Origin of the sequence: Novosphingobium sp. 9U (assembly GCF_902506425.1) — a bacterium.
Taxonomy (GTDB): domain Bacteria; phylum Pseudomonadota; class Alphaproteobacteria; order Sphingomonadales; family Sphingomonadaceae; genus Novosphingobium.
On the sequence record NZ_LR732469.1, the window covers coordinates 235,769 to 256,169 of the forward strand.

Below are 20,401 nucleotides of genomic sequence, written 5' to 3' on the forward strand. Positions count from 1 at the left end.
GAGACCTCAAACGTCCTTGTCGCCAAGCCAGTGCTCCGTCTCGGGTGGCACGAACCCCGCGATCCGGTCGAGCATCGCCTCGGGATCCTTCTCCACCAGCAGCATCGCGCGGTGGCGCGGCTGGAGGAATCCTTGCGACACGACATGGTCGATGAAATCGCGCAAGCCCGAGTAGAAACCGCCCACGTCCAGCAGTCCGACGGGCTTGGCGTGGTATCCCAGCTGCGACCAGCACCAGGCCTCGAACATCTCCTCGAAGGTGCCGATGCCTCCGGGCAGCGTCACGAAGCCGTCGGCAAGGTTCGCCATCAGCGCCTTGCGCTCGTGCATGGTCTGGACGACGTGGAGCTCGCTGATACCCTGGTGGTCGTGCTCACGCGCGCGCAGCGCTTCGGGGATGACGCCGATCACTTCGCCGCCCGCGGAGCAGACCGCATCGGCGATCACGCCCATCAGGCCGACCGTGCCGCCGCCGTAGACCAGCCCGATGCCGCGCTTTGCCAGCAGGGTACCGAACTGCTCGGCCGCTTGGCGATAGATCGGTAGGGTCCCGGCGGAGGAGCCCAAGTAGACGCAGATGCGCATCAGGACAGGCGCTCCGGCACGGACAGCGCTTCCTCCAACAGGACCTCCTTCGAGCTGACCGATTCCCACGGGAACACGAACCAGCGCTTGTCCTCGGCCCGATCGATCGCGTCGGTCCAGTAATCGACTTGCGCGCGCGAGCCCGAGTTGTTGATCAGTACGGCAAAGCGCAGGTTCTCCGCCGCGCAGCCGTTCCCCACCAGCAACTCGCGAATGTAGGTGATGGTGCTGCCACTGTCGTTGATGTCGTCCACGAACAGCAGCCGCGATCCTTCGGCGCTCATGGTCGCGATCTTGGCAAGCAGTTCGTCGGCAAAGCCCGGCACGCGCGAGGAGTGGTCGATCGAGAGCATCGGCAAGTCGAGCTGGTGCGAAATGTAGACCGCCGGCACCAACCCGCCCCGGCCCACGCCGATCACGAATTCCGGCGCCCAGTCGCTTTCGCGGATCTTGCGCGAAAGCAGGCGAACTTTGGCGAGGAACTCCTCGTAGTATTCCAGGTAGTAGAGGTCGGGTTCTGCCGTTTCGCTCATCGGGGGTTCCTTGCGCAATTGCCCGGGGAGTAACGGACCCGTGCGGGATCGGCAATGCGGCGCAGGGTAAACCGAAAAGTTGGCTGCCTCACCCGGGACCGGCATAGCTCAGCTGCGCAAACCCGTTCTCGATCTCCCCCAGCACGATCCCAGCCGCATAGGACGGCGTCCGCGCGGCGGCGGTGCAAAGCGCCAGGGTCATCGGCCGCAGCAGGGCGTCCGAGATGCGCGTGAAGGAGAGCACGCCCGCCTCCACCTCGGTCTTGACGTCTAGCGAGGTGAGAATGCCGATGCCGACCCGCTCCAGAACTAGCGAGGTGATCATCTGGATGTTGTCGGAGATCGCCGCGCGCTCGGCCGCCATTCCCGTCGCGCCTTCCAGCACCGCGATCTGCTGCGAAACCGCCAGCGGCTCACCGGGCACTATCAACGGCTCGCCCAGGCAAGCCGAGAAGCGCGTCTCGCCCGTACCCGCAAGCGGGTGGTCGGGCGGCGTGACGAAGCCCAGCACCACCTCGACGAAAGCGCGCACCGTCAGGTCGCGATAGGAGTGCGGTTCGAACAGAATGCCGAAGTCAACCTCGCCGTCTGCCACCGCCTTGCGCACGGCCTCGTTCTCCAGCACGCGCACGCCGATGGTGATGCCCGGATAGCGCGTCTTGATCGAGCGGATCGCGGCGGGGATCGCGCCCTTCGCCAGCGCATCGATCACCGCCATCTCGACATGGCCGCGTTTCAGCCCGCGCAAGTCCTCGATCTGCGCGCGCACGTCGAGCATGTTCTTCTGCCAGCGCCCGCCCGCCGCCATCATGATCTCGCCCGCGGCCGTCAGCCGCAAGCCCGAGGGCAAGCGCTCGAACAAGGGCGCGCCAATCTCGGCCTCGACGTTCAGGATCTGACGCGCGATCGCCGAGGCTGAGACGTTCAGCTCGTCGGCCGCACGCCGGATCGAGCCGAGCCGACCCACCGCCATGAAGTAGCGCAGAAAGCGTGAGAATGCCGGCATCGACCCCGCTCTAATTTTTGCAACGCAGCATGGAATTCATTGCGTTTGCGAGCATTAAGTCAAGCGCATAGCACCATGTTGAGCAAGATCGGGCGACCTGCGGGCGCGTGTTCTTGCAAGGGGCTTGGCAAACAGGGCGGAACAAGTGGGCAGTGCGGGCTGCCCTTCATCACACGACCAGGCTGCAGGCGATCCGTCAGAGATCGCAGCCAAGCCACGCGCGTAACGACATCGGGGAGAGGCCAACAGCATCGGGGACCGGACCGGAGGGACAGCCCTGCCGCGAACCGGCCCGCACAGGGGGTAAGACATGACGGCCAAGCGCACACCTGCCGATCGGGCGGCGACCACTGCATCACGTTCAAAGCGCCACCGGGCGCTGCTCGCCGCCACGGCGAGCCTGCTGTGCTGCTCGGCCCTGTGCAGCCCAGCGATGGCCGAAGATGCTGCCGCAGCGGATGCTGCCGACGAGGCGCCTGGAGACGAGATCGTCGTCACCGGCGCGCTCGACGCGCTGCCGGTCAAGGACGTTGGCACCGTATTCGGCTTCGACAAGACGGTGACCGAAACGCCGCGCTCGGTATCGACCGTCAGCCAGGCGCAGATCGAACGCTTCGGCGTGACCAGCATCTACGACCTGATCGCGCAGGCGCCGGGCACCTTCACCAACTCGTTCTTCGGCGTCGGCGGTTCGCTCGACATTCGCGGCACGCCCGGCGAGACCTATTTTCGCGGCATCCGGCGCCTGGACAACCCGGGCAACTACCCCACCCCGATCGGCGCCGCCGACCGCATCGACATCGTGCGCGGGCCTGCCTCTCCCATCATGGGCCCAGCCAAGACCGGCGGCTACATCAACTTCGTGCCCAAGTCCGCCCGCGTCGGCAAGGGCAGCTACTTGAGCGAGCCAAAAGCGGAGCTGACCTACACTCGCGGCAGCTGGAACAACAACATGCTGTCCGGCAGCATCGTCGGCCCTGGCAACATCGGCAACCACGAGTTCGGCTATAGCCTTTACGGCGAGCTGACCGATGCCGACAGCTACTACGACAACATCGAGACGCGTCAGACGCTGCTCCAGGCCTCGTTCGACACCGACCTCACGCCCGAGCTGCGGATCGAGTTCGGCGGCATGTACCAGAACTTCAAGGGCACGCAGAACGGCGGCTGGAACCGCGTGACGCAGGACCTGATCGACAACGGCACCTACATTACCGGCCAGGCGAGCAACCTCGACACCAACGGCGACGGCAAGATCTCCCCCGCCGAGAGCCGCGCGGCCAACGGCGGTCTAGGCCTGGGCACCTTCGGCGGTGCGTTCTGCACCACCCCGCCCTTCTCGGTGCCCTTTGCCTTCGGCCTCAACAACGCGTGCCTCTCCACGCTCTACCCCGACTCCGGCCTGACGAACGTCGGCACCACCAAGCTCAGCCGCAAGAAGACGCTGACCGGCCCCAACGACTTTCTCGATAACATCGCCAAGACGCTCTACGCCGACCTGATCTGGGATGCGGGCGAAGACCTGGAGATCAAGAATCAGTTCTTCTACGACGGGTACAAGAACAGCAACGAGAACGCATACGGCTTCTCGCAGAAGGCGAACTCCTACGTGATCGAGGATCGGCTGGTCCTGTCCAAGAAGATCACCAACGAAGCCGGCACCTTCCAGATCCAGGCGGCGCCGTCGATCCGCTATACCAAGTTCAAGCACGCCGATGACTTTGGCTACGAATACTTCGGCCGCGTCGATTTGACCGAGGGTTACACGCCGCGCTCTACGCGCCTGCTCTCGACCCAGACAGATTCCGAATACTCGAGCTATTTTCAGGGCCATTATACCGACGCGGCGTTCAGTCTGCTCGCCGACCTGGACTTCGACTTCGGCCTCGATGTGACACTGGGCGGCCGTTACGACCGCATGAGCGTCACTTCCAGCGCGGTGCTACCCAAGATCGACCCGACGCAGTTCGGCGTCAACATTCCGCTGGCGGCGGTGAACACGCCCAACCGTGCGAACGGCTACAATACGCAGAAGGACACCAAGGGCGTATGGTCGTGGACGGCCAGCGCCAACTACGAGCTGCCCTTCGGCCTGATCCCCTACGCCACGATTGCCAAGCAGTCGGTGATCATCACCGGCCAGGGCGCCGAGGTCGATCCGTCGAACGTCTATGGCGACAGCTGGATCACCTCGTCCAAGCTTTACGAAGGCGGCATCAAGGGCAGCTGGCTGGACAGCAAGCTCTATGCCGCGCTGTCGGTCTACAAACAGACGCGCACCGACTATTCGATCCAGTCGCTGACGGTGAACCAGGCCATTCGCACCACCGGGCTGGAGGCGGAAGCGCGCTGGTCGGTTGATCGCCACTTGCTGCTGACCACCGCCTACACCCATACGAAAGTGCTGAACCAGGCCTTCGCCAACGGCGGCGGTGTGTTCTTCTACTACTACGGCGCCGACCTACTTTCCGCCAACGGCGTCGACCCGACGCTGATCCTGGGCGGCGCGCCCAATGGCCTCGTCCTGCTCACCGACAAAAGCCTGGCCGAGCGTCCCGGCATCCCGCGCAACCTCTATTCGGGCACCGCGTCCTATGCGTTCGACAACGGCATCGCCCTGACCGCCAGCGCTTACCATGTGCCCAAGACCTGGGCCGACTACCCTCACACGCTGCGGCTGCCTTCATACACCATCGTCGACCTGGGCGTGTCGTTCGAGACCGAGCACTGGCTGTTCCAGGTCAACGTCAAGAACGCGCTGAACGAACGGTACTTCCGCGCCAACTTCGTCGAGCTCTACGCCTCGCAGAACGTGAAGCCGGAACTGCCGCGTAGCTGGCAGGCGGCGATTAAGTATAAGTTCTGATCTTGTCTCCCTCCCCGGCGGGGGGGGGGGCTGTGAGTGGCGGCGCGTGGCCGAAGGCCGCGCGTCCACGCTGGCGTGAGTACGCCCCCACCCAACCTTCCGCTTCAGGGAGGGCCCGTCTTGCACAATCGAAAGGGTAGAGCCTCGCCTATGGCTTTCCGCAACCTCTTGGCCGCCGGCGCACTGACCATGGCGCTCGCAACACAAGCAGCAGCCGCACCGTCGGAGTGCGCCCCCACCCAGCTCTGCGCCAACCCGCTACCGGTCAAGGTCGTGATCGTCTCGCTGTTCGAGATCGGCGCCGATGAAGGCGACGCTGCCGGCGAGTTCCAGCTGTGGAAGACACGGCGACAGCTCACCCAGCGCATTGCCTTTCCGCAAGGCTACCATGACCTCTACTACAATCCGCAAACGCAAGTGCTGGGCATGGTCACCGGTGTCGGCACCGCCCGCTCGACCGCGGCGACCATGGCGTTGGGGCTCGATCCCCGCTTTGACCTGACCCATGCTTATTGGCTGGTGGCCGGCATCGCAGGGATCGATCCCGAGGACGCCTCGATCGGCTCCGCCGCGTGGGCGCGCTATGTCGTCGATGGCGACCTGGCGCACGAGATCGACGCGCGCGAAATCCCCAAGGACTGGAAGTGGGGCTACTTTCCGCGCGGTGCAAAGGGCCCGAACGACACGACCGCCAAGCTTAACCCGGACGGCAACGTCTTCCAGGTCAACCCCGCGCTGGTCGGCTGGGCCTTTCGCCTGACCAAGGACATGGCGCTACCCGACTCGCCAGCGATCCGGACCGAGCGGATGCGCTACACCGGCTATCCTAACGCCCAGAGGCCGCCGTTCGTGCTGCAGGGCGAGCAGTTGGCGGCGATGACCTTCTGGCACGGCGCGCTGCTGAACGGCTGGGCGAACGACTGGGTCAAGCGCTGGACCGGCGGCAAAGGTGAGTTCGTCACGTCCGCGATGGAGGACAGCGGCGTGTTCCAGGCGATGACTTACCTCGATCATGCCGGGCGCGCGGACAAGGACCGGGTGCTCGTGCTGCGCGCGGGCAGCAACTACACCATGCCACCGCCCGGCGTGGACGCGGCCTCGTACCTGTTGCGCGAGAACGAAGGCTATGCCGGCCTCGAAGCGGCGGTGGAGAGCCTGTACCAGGTCGGGTCTAAAGTGGTCGATGAGTGGCTCGACCACTGGGACCGCTACGAAGCGCAGCCGCCGCGCTGAAGTTCGCGCATATCGATACGCATAGCCTTCTCTCTGCCTGAGTGGAGAGCAGACGCAAAAAAAGGGCCGATCCGAAGACCGACCCACTGAAAGTTTGGGAGAGGATGCCTGAAAGGCACCCCCTCTCTGGCCCAAGCCCAGCCATGCTGCAAGTGCGAAGAACGACGCAGGGTGTTCTCTTTTTTGCAACCCCGCTGGCTTACTGCGCCGCGGGAGCGTCATGGGCGACCAGCTCGCGTCCGATCAGCATGCGCCGCACCTCGTTGGTGCCCGCGCCGATGTCGAGCAACTTGGCATCGCGCCAGAAGCGTTCGACCGGCCAGTCCTTGGTGTAGCCCGCGCCGCCCAGCGCCTGGATCGCCTCGCCCGCGACCTTCACCGCGTTCTCGGAGGCGAGCAGGATGCAGCCCGCCGCGTCGAAGCGCGTGGTGCGCCCGGCATCGCACGCCTTGGCGACGGCATAGACGTAAGCGCGCGAGGAGTTCAGCGCGACGTACATGTCGGCGACTTTGGCCTGCATCAGCTGGAACTCGCCGATCGGCCGCCCGAATTGCTTGCGTTCGCGCACATAGGGCAGCACCACGTCGAGGCAGGCCTGCATGATGCCCAGCTGGATGCCCGAGAGCACGACGCGCTCGTAGTCCAGGCCCGACATCAGCACTTTGACGCCGCCGTTCAGCGGCCCCATGACTTGCGCATCGGGCACGAAGCAATCGTCGAACACGAGCTCGGCGGTGGGTGAGCCGCGCATCCCAACCTTGTCGATCTTCTGCCCGATCGAGAACCCGGCGAAATCCCTCTCGATCAGGAAGGCGGTGATGCCCTTCGATCCGGCATCGGGGATCGTCTTGGCATAGACCACCAGCGTGTCGGCGTAAGCGGCGTTGGTGATCCAGAACTTGGTGCCGTTCAGCCGATAGCCGCCGTCCACCTTGTCGGCGCGCAGCTTCATCGAGACCACGTCCGACCCAGCGCCCGCTTCCGACATCGCCAGGCTGCCCACGTGCTCGCCCGATATCAGCTTTGGCAGGTACTTGGCCTTCTGCTCGGGACTGCCCCAGCGGCGGATCTGGTTGACGCACAAGTTCGAATGCGCCCCGTAGCTCAGGCCCACCGATGCGGAGGAACGGCTGATCTCCTCGCAGGCGATCAGGTGCTCCAGATAGCCCAGGCCCAGGCCACCATCGGCCTCCTCGACGGTGATGCCGTGCAGGCCGAGCTCGCCCATCTGTGGCCACAGATCTCGCGGGAACGCGTCGTCGGCATCCACCCGCGCCGCGATCGGTTCGATCCGGTCGAGCGCGAACCGCCGCGTGGTCGCACGGATGGTGTCGGCCATCTCGCCAAGATCGAAATCCATGTTCGCCATGTCGCTCTCCTGAATGCTCTCATCGACCATCCAGGCCGTGTTGCGCATCTTGGCAGTAGCCTCGACATGGTACAGGGCAAGCCACGCGATTGGGTCAGTCCCTGAGGATCAACTCCGCGGCGGCATCGATGATGGCATCGGCGTCGAGACGATAGGTACGGTACAAGTCGGGCAGGTTGCCGGTCTGGCCGAAGCGATCGGTGCCCAGCGGGCTCACGACCATGCCACGCACGCCGCCCAGCCATGACAGCGCCCCGGGCGAACCGTCGAGCACGGTGACGAGCCCGCAACCGCGCGGCAGGTCCGCCAGCAGGCGCTCGGCGTGGCACGGCGGCGATGCCCGGCCACCCCAGCGCGCGGCCCGGCTGGCGGACCATTCGCGGTGCAGCAGGTCGGGCGAGGTAACGTTCAGCAGGCCCAAGCCGGGCATGTCGTCCGCCAGCTGCTCCCACGCCGACAGCGCTTCGGGCGCGACAGCACCGCTGAAGATGATCGCCATCTCTGCATCGGCTGCAGGCTTCCTCAGCCAATAGCCGCCGGCGAGTGCATCGGCCTTCCAGCTATCGTCCGCACGCTCGACCTGCGGGATCGCTCGGGTGGTCAGCCGCAGATAGACGGAACTCCCATCCGCCCCCTGCAAGTACCCGAAGGCCCACTGCATGATCAGCGCCAGTTCGTCGGCAAACGCGGGCTCGAAGTACGTGAGGCCGGGCTGGCCCATACCAATCAGCGGCGTGTTGATCGACTGGTGCGCCCCGCCCTCCGCCGCGAGGGTCAGGCCCGATGGCGTCCCCACCAGCAGGAAGCGCGCGTCCTGATAGCAACCATAGTTCAGCACATCGAGGCCGCGGGCAATGAACGGATCGTAGACCGTCCCCACCGGGATCAGCCGCGTGCCGAAGTGCGGTGCCGCAAGGCCGAGAGCGGTGAGCAGCGAAAAGAAGTTGTGCTCGGCAATGCCCAGCTCGATGTGCTGCCCGGCCGCATGTGCCGACCACTTCTGCGCCGAGGGGATCCGCGCCTGGTGGAACACGTCGGTCAGCTCGCTGCGGCGAAACAGGCCACGCTGGTTGACGAAGCCGCCGAGGTTGGTGGTCTGGGTCACGTCGGGCGCGGTGGTGACGATCCGGTCGGCCAGCGCCTCGCCCGACTTCGCGAGGTCGAGCATGATGCGCCCGAAGGCGGCCTGGGTCGACAGCTCGGCGCCGCTGGGCACTGTCAGGTCCGGCACCGCGACGGCCGATGGCGCGGGCTCTGCCTCACGTCGAGCCAGCGCGCTGGCCTGCACCAATGCCTGCGCCTCGGCCGCGATGTTGTCACCCAGGCCCGCCCAGGGCTCCCACTCCTGTCCTTCGGCGATTCCCATGTCGGAGCGGAACTGCGCCATCTGCGGCGGGTTCATCATGCCCGAATGGTTGTCCTTGTGCCCGGCAAGGGGCAGGCCGTAGCCCTTCACCGTGTAGGCGATGAACAACGTTGGCCGTTCGTCCTGGCAAGCATCGAACGCCTCGACCAGCGTCTCCAGGCAATGGCCGCCCAGGTTGGTCATCAGCCGTCCAAGGGCATCGTCATCGAAGCTGGCGAGCAGCTTGGCGACGTTCGCCTTTGCGCCGATATCAGCGGTGAGCCGCGCCCGCCACGCGGCACCGCCCTGGTAGGTCAGCGCGGCGAAATCGGCATTGGGGCAGTTGTCGATCCACTCCTGCAAGTGCCGGCCGCCCGGCCGCTTGAAAGCGGCGAGCTGGCGCTTGCCGTACTTCAGCGTCAGCACCCGCCAGCCGCAAGTCTCGAAGATGTCGTCGAAGCGGCGAAACATGCGATCGGCAGTGGTGTAGTCGAGCGACTGGCGGTTGTAGTCGACCACCCACCAGCAGTTGCGCACGTCGTGCTTGTAGGCCTCGATCAGGCACTCATAGATGTTGCCCTCGTCCAGCTCGGCATCACCCATCAGCGCGATCATGCGGCCGGCGTCCTCCTCGCGCAGCTGGCCATGCGCGATCAGGTAGTCCTGCACCAGGCTGGTGAACGCCGTCGCCGCCACGCCGAGGCCGACCGACCCGGTCGAGAAATCGACGGGGATCGCGTCCTTGGTGCGCGAGGGGTAGCTCTGCGCTCCGCCCAGCCCGCGGAACCGCTCGAGCGCGTCGCGCGACTGCTGGCCCAGCAGGTAGTGGATCGCGTGCAGCACCGGACCTGCATGCGGCTTCACCGCGACCTTGTCCTGCGGGCGCAAGGCGTGGAAGTAGAGCGCGGCCATGATCGTCGTCATCGAGGCGCAGCTCGCCTGATGGCCGCCCACTTTCAGGCCGTCCACCTTGGGGCGCAAGTGGTTGGCGTTGTGGACGATCCAGGACGAGAGCCAGCGCAATCGACTGTCGAGCGCCTCCAGCGTCGCGATCTCCGCCCTGGCGCTGCTCTCGATAGCTTGTGACATCCGCGTCCTCCTGGACATACAATACCGCATGAGCGTGAGGCGCGTCCTTGCGTAGCGCGGCAGGAAACTGGCAGGAGGCGCAATCTTCCACTCGCCTCAGTCAGGAAGGCCGCAGAATATGCCAAGAACGCTCGACGACATCGATCGGCGCATCCTGATGGAGATCCAGCGCAATGGCCGCATCTCCAACCAGGAACTGGCCGAGCGCATCGGCCTCTCACCCAGCCCCTGCCTGCGGCGGACCAAGAGCCTGGAGGAGCAAGGCCTGATCTCCGGCTATGTCGGGCTGGTCGACCCGGCGCTCGTCGGGTTGAGCGTGACCGCCTTCGTGCGGGTCAGGCTTGAGAAGCAGGGCGACCGCCACCTGACCGAGTTCGAGGAGGCGGTGGCCCAGTTGCCCGAAGTCATGGAGTGCTATCTGATGACCGGCGAGGCCGACTATCAGCTGCGGGTGCTGGTCGGATCACTGGCTGAGTTCGAGGACTTCCTGCGCCAGAAGATCACCCGGATCGGCGTGGTGGCCGAAGTCACCAGCAGCTTCGCCCTGCGCCCGGTGGTGTACCGGACCGCCTTGCCAGTCTGATCAGGAGGCTGGCTCAGGCGCGGCCTGCGGGATAGAACCGATCCAGTCGGCGCCCTGCCAATCGCCGATCAGGTGGACGGAGCCCTCGCCAATCATGGCGGCCTGCACGCCCGCTTGTAGGAACAGGTCGGCCTGCGCCTGGCCCGCGGCATCGGTCATCACGATCAGGCGCCGTCCGCGGATCTCCAACCGCTCGGGATGGAGCGCTCTCACCAGGCCGGCCACATTGGGCGTCGGTGCCGGCGTACCGCCAGCCAGTCGCTGGCGGATCGCGCGGGCGAGTTGGTCCGCTTCGGTCCCCACAACCACTTGCACGCGGCCGCTTCCCAACTTGAGCACTCCGCGCGCGCCGCTCGCGCGCAAGGCGGCTTCGTCTAGCCGGTTCGCGTCGGAGACGACGAGTCGCAGCCGCGTGGTGCAGGCGTCCACTTCGACGAGGTTGCCGGCGCCGCCGAGGGCGCCGATGATCGCGGATGTCCGGTCCTGCGGCACGGTGGCGGCGGATACTTCGGCGTCGCGACCCGGTGTCTTCAAGTCGAAGCGGCGGATGCAGAAGGCGAACGCCGCGTAATAGATCGCGGCATAGGCAATCCCCACCGGGATCAGCAGCAGCGGGCGCGTGGCGAGGCCGTAGTTCAGCACGTAATCGAGCAGGCCGGCGGAGAAGCCGAAGCCCAGCCTCACCCCCAGCAGCGACATGATCACCATCGCCAGGCCGGTCAGGATCGCATGGATCAGGAACAGCAGTGGCGCCAGGAACAGGAAGGTGAACTCGATCGGCTCGGTCACACCGGTCAGGAATGCCGTCAGCGCCAGGCTGAGGTACAGGCCGGACACTGCCTTGCGCCGCTGGGGCAGCGCGGCGCGGTACATCGCCAGGCACGCGGCGGGCAGGCCGAACATCATCACCGGGAAGAAGCCGGCCATGAACCCGCCGGCTTGCGGGTCGCCAGCGAAGAAGCGCTTCAAGTCTCCGGTGGCGCCGTGGAAGTCGCCGATCAGGAACCAGGCGATGTTGTTGAGGATATGGTGCAGCCCGGTCACCAGCAGCAGCCGGTTGAGCAAGCCATAGACGAACAGCCCGATCGGCCCGGAGGTGACCACCCAGTAGCTCAGACCGTCGACGCCGCGCTCGAACCAGGGGAACGAAACCCCCAGCGCCACGCCAATTGCGAGGCCCGCCAGTCCCCCGGCAATCGGCACGAAGCGGCGGCCGGCGAAGAAGCCGAGGTATGGCGGCAAGGCGATGTCGCTGAAGCGATTGTAGAGCACGCCAGCAGCGAGGCCCGCGGTGATGCCGGCCGGAACGCTCAGCTTGGCCATCGCCTTCGCCGTCTCGACCGCGTCGCCGGGCAGCAGCGACTCCGCGCTCTTGGTGGCGACAAGGAAGCAGACGACACCCGCAAGTCCTGCAGCGCCATGGTTCTCGCGCGCCAGTCCGACCGCAACGCCGATGGCGAACAGCAAGCCCAGGTTGGCGAAGATCGCATCGCCGGCGGCAGCGACGAAGGCGACGTCCAGCATGTCGGGCTGGCCCAAGCGCAGCAGCAGCGCCGCGATCGGCAGGACCGCGATCGGCAGCATCAGCGCCCGCCCGAGCGGCTGCAGGCGCTGCAGGATCACGCCGCCCACTCGCTTCATTGCACGGCCCCCTTCAGGATGGTGCGCACCTCTTGCGCGCAAGACGCAGCGCAGGCGCGTTCGGCCAAGGCAACGCACGCCGCCATGTCGAGCCGGCGCACCGCGGCCTTGATCGCCGGGATCGCAGCAGGAGGCGCCGACAGCTCGGTCACGCCCAGGCCGATGAGCACCGGCGCAGCCAGCGTGTCCGCGGCCAAGCCGCCGCACACACCGATCCACCGCCCATGCGAACGCGCGCCCTGCGCCGCCATGCCGATCAGGCGCAGCACGGCGGGGTGCAGAGCGTCGACCTTGGCCGAAACCGCCGCGTTCCCGCGGTCGCAAGCGAGCGCATACTGAGTGAGGTCGTTGGTGCCGATCGACAGGAAGTCCGCCTCTGCGGCGATCTGGTCGGCGAGCAGGGCGGCGGATGGTGTCTCGATCATCACGCCCAGCGCTACCGGCTTGCTGCGCCCGACGGCGGCGATCGCCCGATCGAGCATGGCGCGGACCGCGCGCAGCTCGGCAAGGTCGGTGATCATTGGCACCATGATGCGGCATTGCTCACCAGGAACACCTGCCACCGCCGCGCATAGCTGGGTCTCCAGCAAGTCGGGCCGGGCGAGGCTGAGACGAACGCCGCGCAGGCCCAGCGCCGGGTTCTCCTCGTGCGCCGCGGGCAGGTAGGGCACCGGCTTGTCCCCGCCGATGTCGAGCGTGCGCAAGATCAGCGGCCGATCGCCGAGCGTCGCCGCAATGCTGGCGTAGAGTGCGCGCTGCTCGTCCTCGTCGGGTGCGTGCTCGCGATCGAGGAACAGGAACTCGGTGCGAAGCAGGCCGCAGCCTTCTGCTCCCGTCGAAACGGCAGCAGCCGCATCGGCGAGCGAGCCCAGGTTGGCGAACACCTCGATCCGGGTGCCGTCCGCCATGTGGCAGAGTTCATGCGCCGAGGAGGCGTCCGCCGCGCGGCGCTCTCGCCGCTCGGCAATGGTCTGTGCGACGCTGGCCAGGCGATCGACTGCCGGTTCGCTCTCGATCCGGGCCGCGTCGGCATCCAGGATGATCGACTGTCCCTCAGGGATGGCGAGGACACCCTCGCCCGCAGCGACGATCATGGGAATACCGGCCGAACTGGCGAGAATGGCGACATGCGCGGTCGGGCCGCCTGCCGCCGTGACGATCCCGGCCAGTCGCGCTTGATCGAGCGCCAGGAACTGCGAAGGCAGCAAGTCCTGTGCGATCAGGATCGCGCTCTTGGGCAGCGCAGGCGGGGCTGCCTCGACGCCCGTGAGGGCCTGCACCACTTGCTGGCCCACGTCCTCCAGATCGGCCGCGCGCTCCATCAGCAGGCTGTCGCCCGTGGCGCGCAGCACCGCCGCCGCTTGCTCGGTCGCAACGAGCCAGGCGTGCGCGGCGCTCCGCCCCTCCGCGATCTCGCGCTGGGCGGTGGCGAGCAGATCAGGGTCTTCGATCAAGGCACGGTGCGCCTCACCGATCGCGCCCGCCTGCATGGCGGCGGTCTGTCGGAGTGCGGCGTCGAGCGCCTCGCGCTCCAGCGCGACCCCGGCTCCGTCACGCGGAGGTGCCACGGTGCGGGCGCGGTAGTGGAACGCCTGGCCGATCGCGAGGCCGGGCGAGGCGCAGATGCCCCCGCCGCCCTGGGTACTCGGCTTCATGGGAGCTTCGGCGCCCTCCTCGTCCCCGAAGCGCTCGGCGGCAAAGGCGGCCAAGGCATCAAGCGCAGCCTCTGCATCCGCGCCGCTAGCCTCGGCTTCGATCCGCTGGCCGTGCTTGGCGGCCAGCGCCAGGAGCGATGTCGTACTGCGCGCATTGGCGAAGGCGTCGCCATTGCGAAGCGTCACCTCGGCGACATAGGGCCGCAGCAAGGCGACGATCCGCGCCGCCGGACGCGCGTGAATGCCATGCGGCGCGCTGATCTGGATCGTGCGCCGTGCGATGCTTCCGGTCCGCGTCTGCGGCGCCGCGGCGGCGCCTGCCTCGACGCTGGCGAAGCGATCACCCGCGGCAAGCAGCCGTCCGGGCCGCTCCACGACGATCCGAGCCCCTTCGCTGACCACGACGATCGGCGTGATCAGGTCTTTGGCTGCGAGCGCAACGGCGTCGAGGTCGAAGCGGATCAGCGGATCGCCGACCGCCACCCGGTCGCCGGCGCGCACCTGTGCCTCGAAACCGCGGCCACCGAGCGCGACGGTTTCCAGCCCGATATGCATCAGCAGCTCGACGCCATTAGCCAGCAGCAGCGTGACCGCATGGGCGCTGTCGGGGATCGACAGGACCTGCGCCGCCGCCGGCGCGCGCAGCACAGCCTCTGTCGGATCGATCGCGGCACCAGGCCCCATCATGCCTTCGCCGAAGACCGGATCGGGCACGCTCGACAGCGGAGCGAGCCAGCCGGCGAACGGTGCGTGCAGAGCCACGGCGGTCACGGCAGCACTTCGGCCTTCTGCACGGCCCAGAGCGGATCGGGGCCCTTCGCCGTGTAGGTGATGCACAGGCTGCGTGCCGGGCGCGATAGCGGCGCTTCGAGCCGCGTGGTGCCCGGATTGTCAGCTGCCTTTGCCAGCGGCAGGACGGCCAGGCGATCTCCTTCGCAGCCGTCGCGCACCTCGAACTCCCCGGCCGCCGTGGCGGGAGGCCGAAACACGATCTTGGCCCGGTCGGCGCCGAGTTGGTAGTTGAACGGCAGTTGCCCGACAGTCAGCGCGATCCTGCGCGCCTTGTCGCTGCCATCGAGCATCCAGCACGGATTCATGATGTCGACCAGGAGGCGCGCGCGCGGGCCGGTGGCGGGATAGTCGTCCTCCAGGTCGAGCGTCAGCTTGTCCGTGCAGGTGCGCAGCGGTCCTGCAGCTGGCGGATCCTGGAACGCGGTGTCGGCCGCGGCGAGCCCCAGCGGCCGCAGCCGGTCGAGCTGCGGACGCAGGCGACTGATGAAATCGGCGTAGCTTCCCTTGCTGGCCGACCACGCGATCTCCGCCACGGCACTCACGCGTGGGAACAGCATCCAGGCGGCGCGGTCTTCGGTGCGCACATGCTCGGTCCACAGGTTCGCCTGCAGGCCAAGGATATGGCGCCGCTGGTCAGGCGTCAGCGCAGCGGGCGCAGGGTCGAAAGCGTAAACGTCCGCCAGGCTGACCACCATGCCGCGGCCGGGCGGCTCCTGCGGACCGGTGCCCTGGCGATGGTCGAGATAGAGCACGGGCGCCGGGCTGAGGATCGTGTCGTGCCCGCTGCGCGCTGCGGTGATCGCGCCGTCAATGCCGCGCCATGACATGACGGTGGCATCGGCAGGCACTCCGCCTTCCAGCACTTCGTCCCAACCGATCATGCGCCGGCCATGCTCGGCCAGGAGCTTCCCGACGCGAGCCATGAACCAGCCTTGCAGCGCGTTCTCGTCCTTGAGGCCGAGCGCCTTGATCCTGGCCTGGATCGACGGGTCGGTCTTCCACTGCTCCTTGGCCGCCTCGTCCCCGCCGATGTGGATCCAGGGCGAGGGGAACAGCTCCATCACCTCGGTCAGGACATCCTGGAGGAACCCGAAGGTCGGCTCGTCGGTGTTATAGAGCCAGGGGAACACGCCCCAGTCCGACCACACGTCTTTGGGCAGCGGAACGCCCATGCCGAGCTTCGGATAAGCGCGGATCGCGGACGTCGCATGGCCCGGCATCTCGATCTCGGGTACGATGACGATGCCGCGCTCCGCCGCATAGGCGACCAGCGCACGCACTTCGGCCTGCGTGTAAAAGCCGCTGACTGGCGGCAGCGCCGGTGCTCCGGGAGCACTCGCCGGTACGCGCGAGCCGGACACTTGCGTCAGGCGCGGGTACTTGCGGATCTCCAGCCGCCAGCCCTGGTCGTCGACCAGGTGCCAGTGCAGGCGGTTGAGCTTGTGCGCCTCCATCCAGTCGAGCAGGTGGCGGATGAACGCGGGTGACTGAAAGTGGCGCGCGCTGTCCAGCATGACCCCACGCCAGGCGAAACGCGGCGCGTCGGTGATGGTCACCTCCGGAACGCGGTGATCGGCGCCTTGGCTGGCGAGCTGCCAGAACGTGACGGCGCCGTGGATCAGACCCGCCTCGTCCGTTGCGGTGATCGTCGCACCGCTCTTGTCGGTGATCAGGCGGTAGCCCTCCGCGGGCATGCCCGGTTTCAGGACAAACCGAACCCGGTAGCCCGAAGCACTCTCCGCAATGCCCTGGCTGGCGAGGAGCTCCTTCAAGCGGGCACCAGCCTGCCGGGCGTCACCTTCGATCCGCACCGATCGCAGCGCCCTGCCCTCGCCCTGCACCGCCACGCTCTGCGGCTGCGGGAGGAGTCGCGGCTGCGCGGCGGTGAGCGCGCTGGCGAGTATCAGACCCAACATCATGCCGTCCCCTCGCGCTCCCGGCTCATGCCCGGCTTGTGGACTGTAAGCCCGTTCGCGGACATGGGCGAGATGTCATCCCGGCCTGGTCGGGAGAGAGGTCCAGGCCGGGATGCGCGCAAGCTCAGTACTTCAGGCGGACGCCGGCATAGAAGATCCGGCCGTTGTCGTAGAGCGCGCGGAACGCCGTTGTCTCGCCCGCGTACTGGTGGATCTTCTCGTTGGTGAGGTTTACCGCGTCCGCCGTCACCGCGATGTTGTCGGTGACCCGCACGTTGACCGAGGCATCGAGCGACTCGGTCGCCGACTGGTTCAGCTGCGCCGCGCGATCGATGTTGATGAAGAACTTCGAGCGGTAGTTGTACGACAGCCGGGCCGAGAGCCAATCGTTCTCGAAGTATCCGGTCAGGTTCAGCGCGTGCTTCGAATTGCCCGGGATCGGATCGCCCGAGTCCGACTTCGCATCGGAGTAGGTGTAGTTGACGATGGCACCGAACGGTCCCCAGATCCGGCGCGAAGCCTGTAGCTCGATGCCCTTGTTAGTGCCGCCCGAGCCGTTCGACCGGCGGTTGATGTCGAACAGGCAGTTATAGAGGTTGGCATTGGCCGTGCCCGCGGACTGGCAGCGTGCAAGGTTTGGCGTCGAGGTCTCGACCGGAAACACCTCCTGCACCGTGCGGTTGACGATGTAGGACTTGATGTCCTTGTAGTAGAGCGCCGCAGCGAAGATGGTTTCGCGATCGGGGTAGAACTCGATCGAGAGATCGGCGCCGTTCGCACGGTAGGGCTTCACGTTCGGATCGCCACCGTCACCCGACAGCGCGCCCGGGTTCAGGCTCACGCGGGGAACGATGTCGGTGTAGTCGGGGCGTGCCACCGTGCGGCCCGCGGCGAAGCGCACGACGAACTGCGGCGAGAGATCGAGCGCCAGGTTCACGCTGGGCAGGATGTCGGTGTAGGCCTTTTTGACCGAGATCGGCAGGTAGACGCCGAAGGCATTGTCGGTCACCGCGCCCGGCGTGTTCGCCGGCACGCCCAGCTGATTGCCGCTCGACTTCTGCTCGGTGCGGATCACGCGGACGCCGAAGTTGCCGTGGAACGCGTCGCCCGGGCGGCCGATCTTGGCCATCGCATAACCGCCGTAGGTTTTCTCGTTGATCGAGAAGTTCTCCGGCGGGTTGAGGATGCGTGCGCGCGCGGAGTCCGGAAGCGCCTTGATGATCTGCGCCAGCTTGGCGGCGTCGATGTTGAAGTAGCTCGTCAGAGTGCCTGGCCGGGCGATGTTGTCCAGGAAGTCGTCGGGCGTGGAGCCGCCGGCGAAGTCGTCCGAAGTGCACGGCGCGCCGCCGCAGCCGGTGCTGGAAAGCGGCACGAAGAAGCCGCCGTAGGTCGTCGCCAGGAAGAAGGTGTTGCGATCGTGATCGGTGTACTTGCCGCCGACTTTGATTGCGGAGAGCGCGCCCAGATCGAGCTCGTGCTCCCAATCGGCGTAGATGTACTTCTCTTTATCGCGGTTGCCGATCGAATGGTACGAAGCAAAATCGAAGATTAGGCTGGACGGATCGTTGGGGTTGATGCCGCCGCCGTAGCTGACCTCGGGCACTTTGCCGTCGGTCATGTCGAAGGTGAATGAGCCGGGCGCGCCGCCTTCGTAGAAGGGCTGGTTCTTGGTGTCGCCCTTGGCCTTGGTCAGGCCCACCTTGACGTGGACGGTGTCCGCATCGGTCGGCTTCCAGGTCGTATCGAAGTCCGCCGACCACGTCTGCGCCAGCGCTTGGCGGTAGATCGCGTCGTAGACCACGGCGCGGCCCGTGGGCGTCGACGTGATCGTGCCGGATGTCACGGTGCCGTTCTGGACCACCGCGTTAGTCAGCGTGCCACCGCCCCCCAGCGCGTTCGAGCCCCAGGCCATGAAGTTGCGGTTAAAGTTGTCGGCGTTGAACCGCGAGTAAAGGCCGGTCGCGACGATCTCCAGCGTGTCGGACGGCTTGAATTGCAGCTCGATGTTGGCGCCATAACGCTCGCGCTTTTGCTCGAAGAAGGCCGAGCCGATGAGCGAGGGCACTTGCGCCGCCTGGCCGTTGACCGTGGTGGCGGTATAACCCAGCACCTCGACACCATCGCGGCGAATGCGGCGCTTCTGGTAGACGGCGCCAATCAGCACGCCGAAGGTCTCGTCCGCGTTCTTCCAGCTGAGCAGGCCCGATGCCTGCGGATCGATCTTGTCCGAACGCTCGGAGTAGACGCCCTGCACCGAGCCCGACAGCGACCAGGCATCTAGGTCCAGCGGATGGCGGGTGTGCACGTTGATGGTGCCGCCGATGCCGCCCTCTTCCACGTCGGCCTGCGCGCTCTTGTAGACGTCGAGCTGGCCGACGATTTCGGCGGGAAGGGTCAGGTAGTTGAACGACCGCGTGGCGGAGAGCTGGTCCTCGATGAACCAGTCGGCTGTGGCGATGGCATGGCCGTTGACCAGCGTCTTGGTGAGGTTTGGCGCGGTGCCGCGCAGCGAGACGCGTTCGCCTTCGCCGAAGGTGCGGTTGATGACGATGCCGGGAATGCGCTGCAGCGCCTCGGCGACGTTCTTGTCGGGGAACTTGCCGATATCCTCGGCGGTGATCACGTCGGCGACGATGTCCGACTTGCGCTTGGCATCGATCGAGGCCCGCAGCGAGCCGCGGATGCCGGTCACGACGATGTCGTTCTCGTCTGCGGCACCCGTATCGTTCGGCGGCGGCGTCACTGCGCCCGACGGCGCCGTGTCAGTCGGCGCGGTGTCTTGCGCGGAGGCTGCGCTTGCCATCAGCGCCAGTGCGCTCGCCGTGCCGTAAACTAATCCCCGAATGGCCATGATCGATTCCCCTTCGAACTGAACCTTGCTGGTCTACAAGTAAGTACCACTTACATACCAATATCCATACCATCTCCCCCGAATCGAACGCCGTCAAGGGGTGTTTGCGACATTTTTGTTTCAGACGAGATTAGGGCTTGGCAAGTGGTCTGCTATTGGTCTTATATGCAGCAGATGATGGAAGAGACGACATGGCCAACCTGGCAGGACTGATCGGCGCGCTCGACGATGGCGGGCGCGGCTCGCTCTATGCGAAGCTGCGCGACGCCCTTCGCGATGCGATCGACCGCGGCGTGCTCAAGCCGCAGGAGGCGCTACCGGCCGAACGCGACATGGCGCAGGACTTCGGGATCTCGCGCATCACCGTGCGCAAAGCGCTCGATTCGCTTGTGGCCGACGGCCTGCTCACACGCCGGCAGGGTGCGGGCACCTTCGTCGCCGGACGGGTGGAGAAGCAGTTCTCCAAGCTGTCCTCGTTCTCGGAAGACATGGCGGCGCGCGGGCGCTCGGTGCGTAGCGAGTGGCTGCACCAGGCCGAAGGCGCGGTGACGCCGGACGAGGCGCTGATGCTGGGCCTCAGCCCCGGCAGCGCCGTCTACCGCTTCAACCGCATCCGCTATGCCGACGAGCTGCCGATGGCGCTGGAGCACGCGGTCATACCGGGCTTCGCGCTCAGTGGCCTCGATGTGGTCGGACGCTCGCTCTACGCGGCGCTGCAGGACGCCGGCATGCGGCCGGTCCGCGCGCTGCAGCGGTTGCGCGCCGTGTCGTTCGATGCCGATCAGGCCAAGCTGCTGGGCATCGAGCCGGGCGCGCCGGGCCTGTTCATCGAACGCCGAGGCTTCCTGGACGATGGCCGCGCCGTGGAAGCGACGCAGAGCTGGTACCGCGGCGATGCCTACGACTTCGTCGCCGAACTCAACACACGGGCATGACC

Annotated in this window: 13 protein-coding genes; 4 read left to right on the forward strand and 9 right to left on the reverse strand. The window is 66.6% G+C overall.

Translation table 11 applies throughout. The annotated features are described in order from the left end of the window. Positions 1-6: 6 nt before the first annotated feature. The 3 genes from GV044_RS01060 to GV044_RS01070 form a co-directional block, all read right to left on the reverse strand. A complete protein-coding gene (locus GV044_RS01060) occupies positions 7-585 on the reverse strand; it encodes a TIGR00730 family Rossman fold protein (RefSeq protein WP_159864277.1) in 579 nt (192 codons plus the stop codon). Continuing rightward, positions 585-1,118 carry a phosphoribosyltransferase gene (locus tag GV044_RS01065; RefSeq protein WP_159864280.1) on the reverse strand — a complete coding sequence of 178 codons (534 nt, stop codon included), beginning with the start codon at positions 1,116-1,118 and terminating at the stop codon, positions 585-587. The genes GV044_RS01060 and GV044_RS01065 overlap by 1 nt, the downstream gene beginning before the upstream one ends. A gap of 88 nt (positions 1,119-1,206) precedes the next feature. Then, positions 1,207-2,124, reverse strand: coding sequence for a LysR family transcriptional regulator (locus GV044_RS01070; protein ID WP_159864283.1), 918 nt, complete (start codon positions 2,122-2,124; stop codon positions 1,207-1,209). Between the two features lie 310 nt (positions 2,125-2,434). On the opposite strand from GV044_RS01070, the gene GV044_RS01075 reads away from it, so the two are divergent. Beyond that, on the forward strand, positions 2,435-4,990 hold the full coding sequence (locus GV044_RS01075; protein ID WP_159864286.1) for a TonB-dependent siderophore receptor: 2,556 nt from the start codon (positions 2,435-2,437) through the stop codon (positions 4,988-4,990). A 150-nt stretch (positions 4,991-5,140) separates the two neighbouring features. Beyond that, a complete protein-coding gene (locus GV044_RS01080; protein WP_159864289.1) occupies positions 5,141-6,223 on the forward strand; it encodes a purine nucleoside permease in 1,083 nt (360 codons plus the stop codon). A 199-nt stretch (positions 6,224-6,422) separates the two neighbouring features. Here GV044_RS01080 and GV044_RS01085 read toward each other — a convergent pair whose 3' ends face one another. Together GV044_RS01085 and GV044_RS01090 are read right to left on the reverse strand one after the other, a co-directional pair. After that, positions 6,423-7,592: an isovaleryl-CoA dehydrogenase gene (locus GV044_RS01085; RefSeq protein ID WP_159870633.1), complete on the reverse strand. Its 1,170-nt coding sequence runs from the start codon at positions 7,590-7,592 to the stop codon at positions 6,423-6,425. Positions 7,593-7,686: 94 nt separating this feature from the next. Next, positions 7,687-10,026 carry a transketolase gene (locus tag GV044_RS01090; protein ID WP_159864292.1) on the reverse strand — a complete coding sequence of 780 codons (2,340 nt, stop codon included), beginning with the start codon at positions 10,024-10,026 and terminating at the stop codon, positions 7,687-7,689. A 118-nt stretch (positions 10,027-10,144) separates the two neighbouring features. On the opposite strand from GV044_RS01090, the gene GV044_RS01095 reads away from it, so the two are divergent. Next, positions 10,145-10,609 (forward strand): Lrp/AsnC family transcriptional regulator, encoded by a 465-nt coding sequence (locus GV044_RS01095; RefSeq protein ID WP_159864295.1) that lies wholly within the window; start codon positions 10,145-10,147, stop codon positions 10,607-10,609. On the opposite strand, the gene nagE is transcribed toward GV044_RS01095, so the two are convergent. The 4 genes from nagE to GV044_RS01115 all read right to left on the reverse strand — a co-directional run bounded on the left by nagE (position 10,610) and on the right by GV044_RS01115 (position 19,464). After that, on the reverse strand, positions 10,610-12,250 hold the full coding sequence (gene nagE, locus GV044_RS01100; protein ID WP_159864298.1) for an N-acetylglucosamine-specific PTS transporter subunit IIBC: 1,641 nt from the start codon (positions 12,248-12,250) through the stop codon (positions 10,610-10,612). It lies immediately after the preceding gene. Continuing rightward, positions 12,247-14,676 carry a phosphoenolpyruvate--protein phosphotransferase gene (gene ptsP / locus GV044_RS01105; protein WP_159864301.1) on the reverse strand — a complete coding sequence of 810 codons (2,430 nt, stop codon included), beginning with the start codon at positions 14,674-14,676 and terminating at the stop codon, positions 12,247-12,249. The genes nagE and ptsP overlap by 4 nt, the downstream gene beginning before the upstream one ends. After that, positions 14,673-16,616, reverse strand: coding sequence for a beta-N-acetylhexosaminidase (locus GV044_RS01110; RefSeq protein WP_159864304.1), 1,944 nt, complete (start codon positions 16,614-16,616; stop codon positions 14,673-14,675). Before GV044_RS01110 ends, ptsP begins: the two co-directional genes overlap by 4 nt. A 121-nt stretch (positions 16,617-16,737) precedes the next feature. Next, a complete protein-coding gene (locus GV044_RS01115) occupies positions 16,738-19,464 on the reverse strand; it encodes a TonB-dependent receptor (protein ID WP_159864307.1) in 2,727 nt (908 codons plus the stop codon). Positions 19,465-19,655: 191 nt separating this feature from the next. On the opposite strand from GV044_RS01115, the gene GV044_RS01120 reads away from it, so the two are divergent. Next, positions 19,656-20,399, forward strand: a complete 744-nt coding sequence (locus GV044_RS01120) for a GntR family transcriptional regulator (RefSeq protein WP_159864310.1) — start codon at positions 19,656-19,658, stop codon at positions 20,397-20,399. Positions 20,400-20,401: the final 2 nt, after the last annotated feature.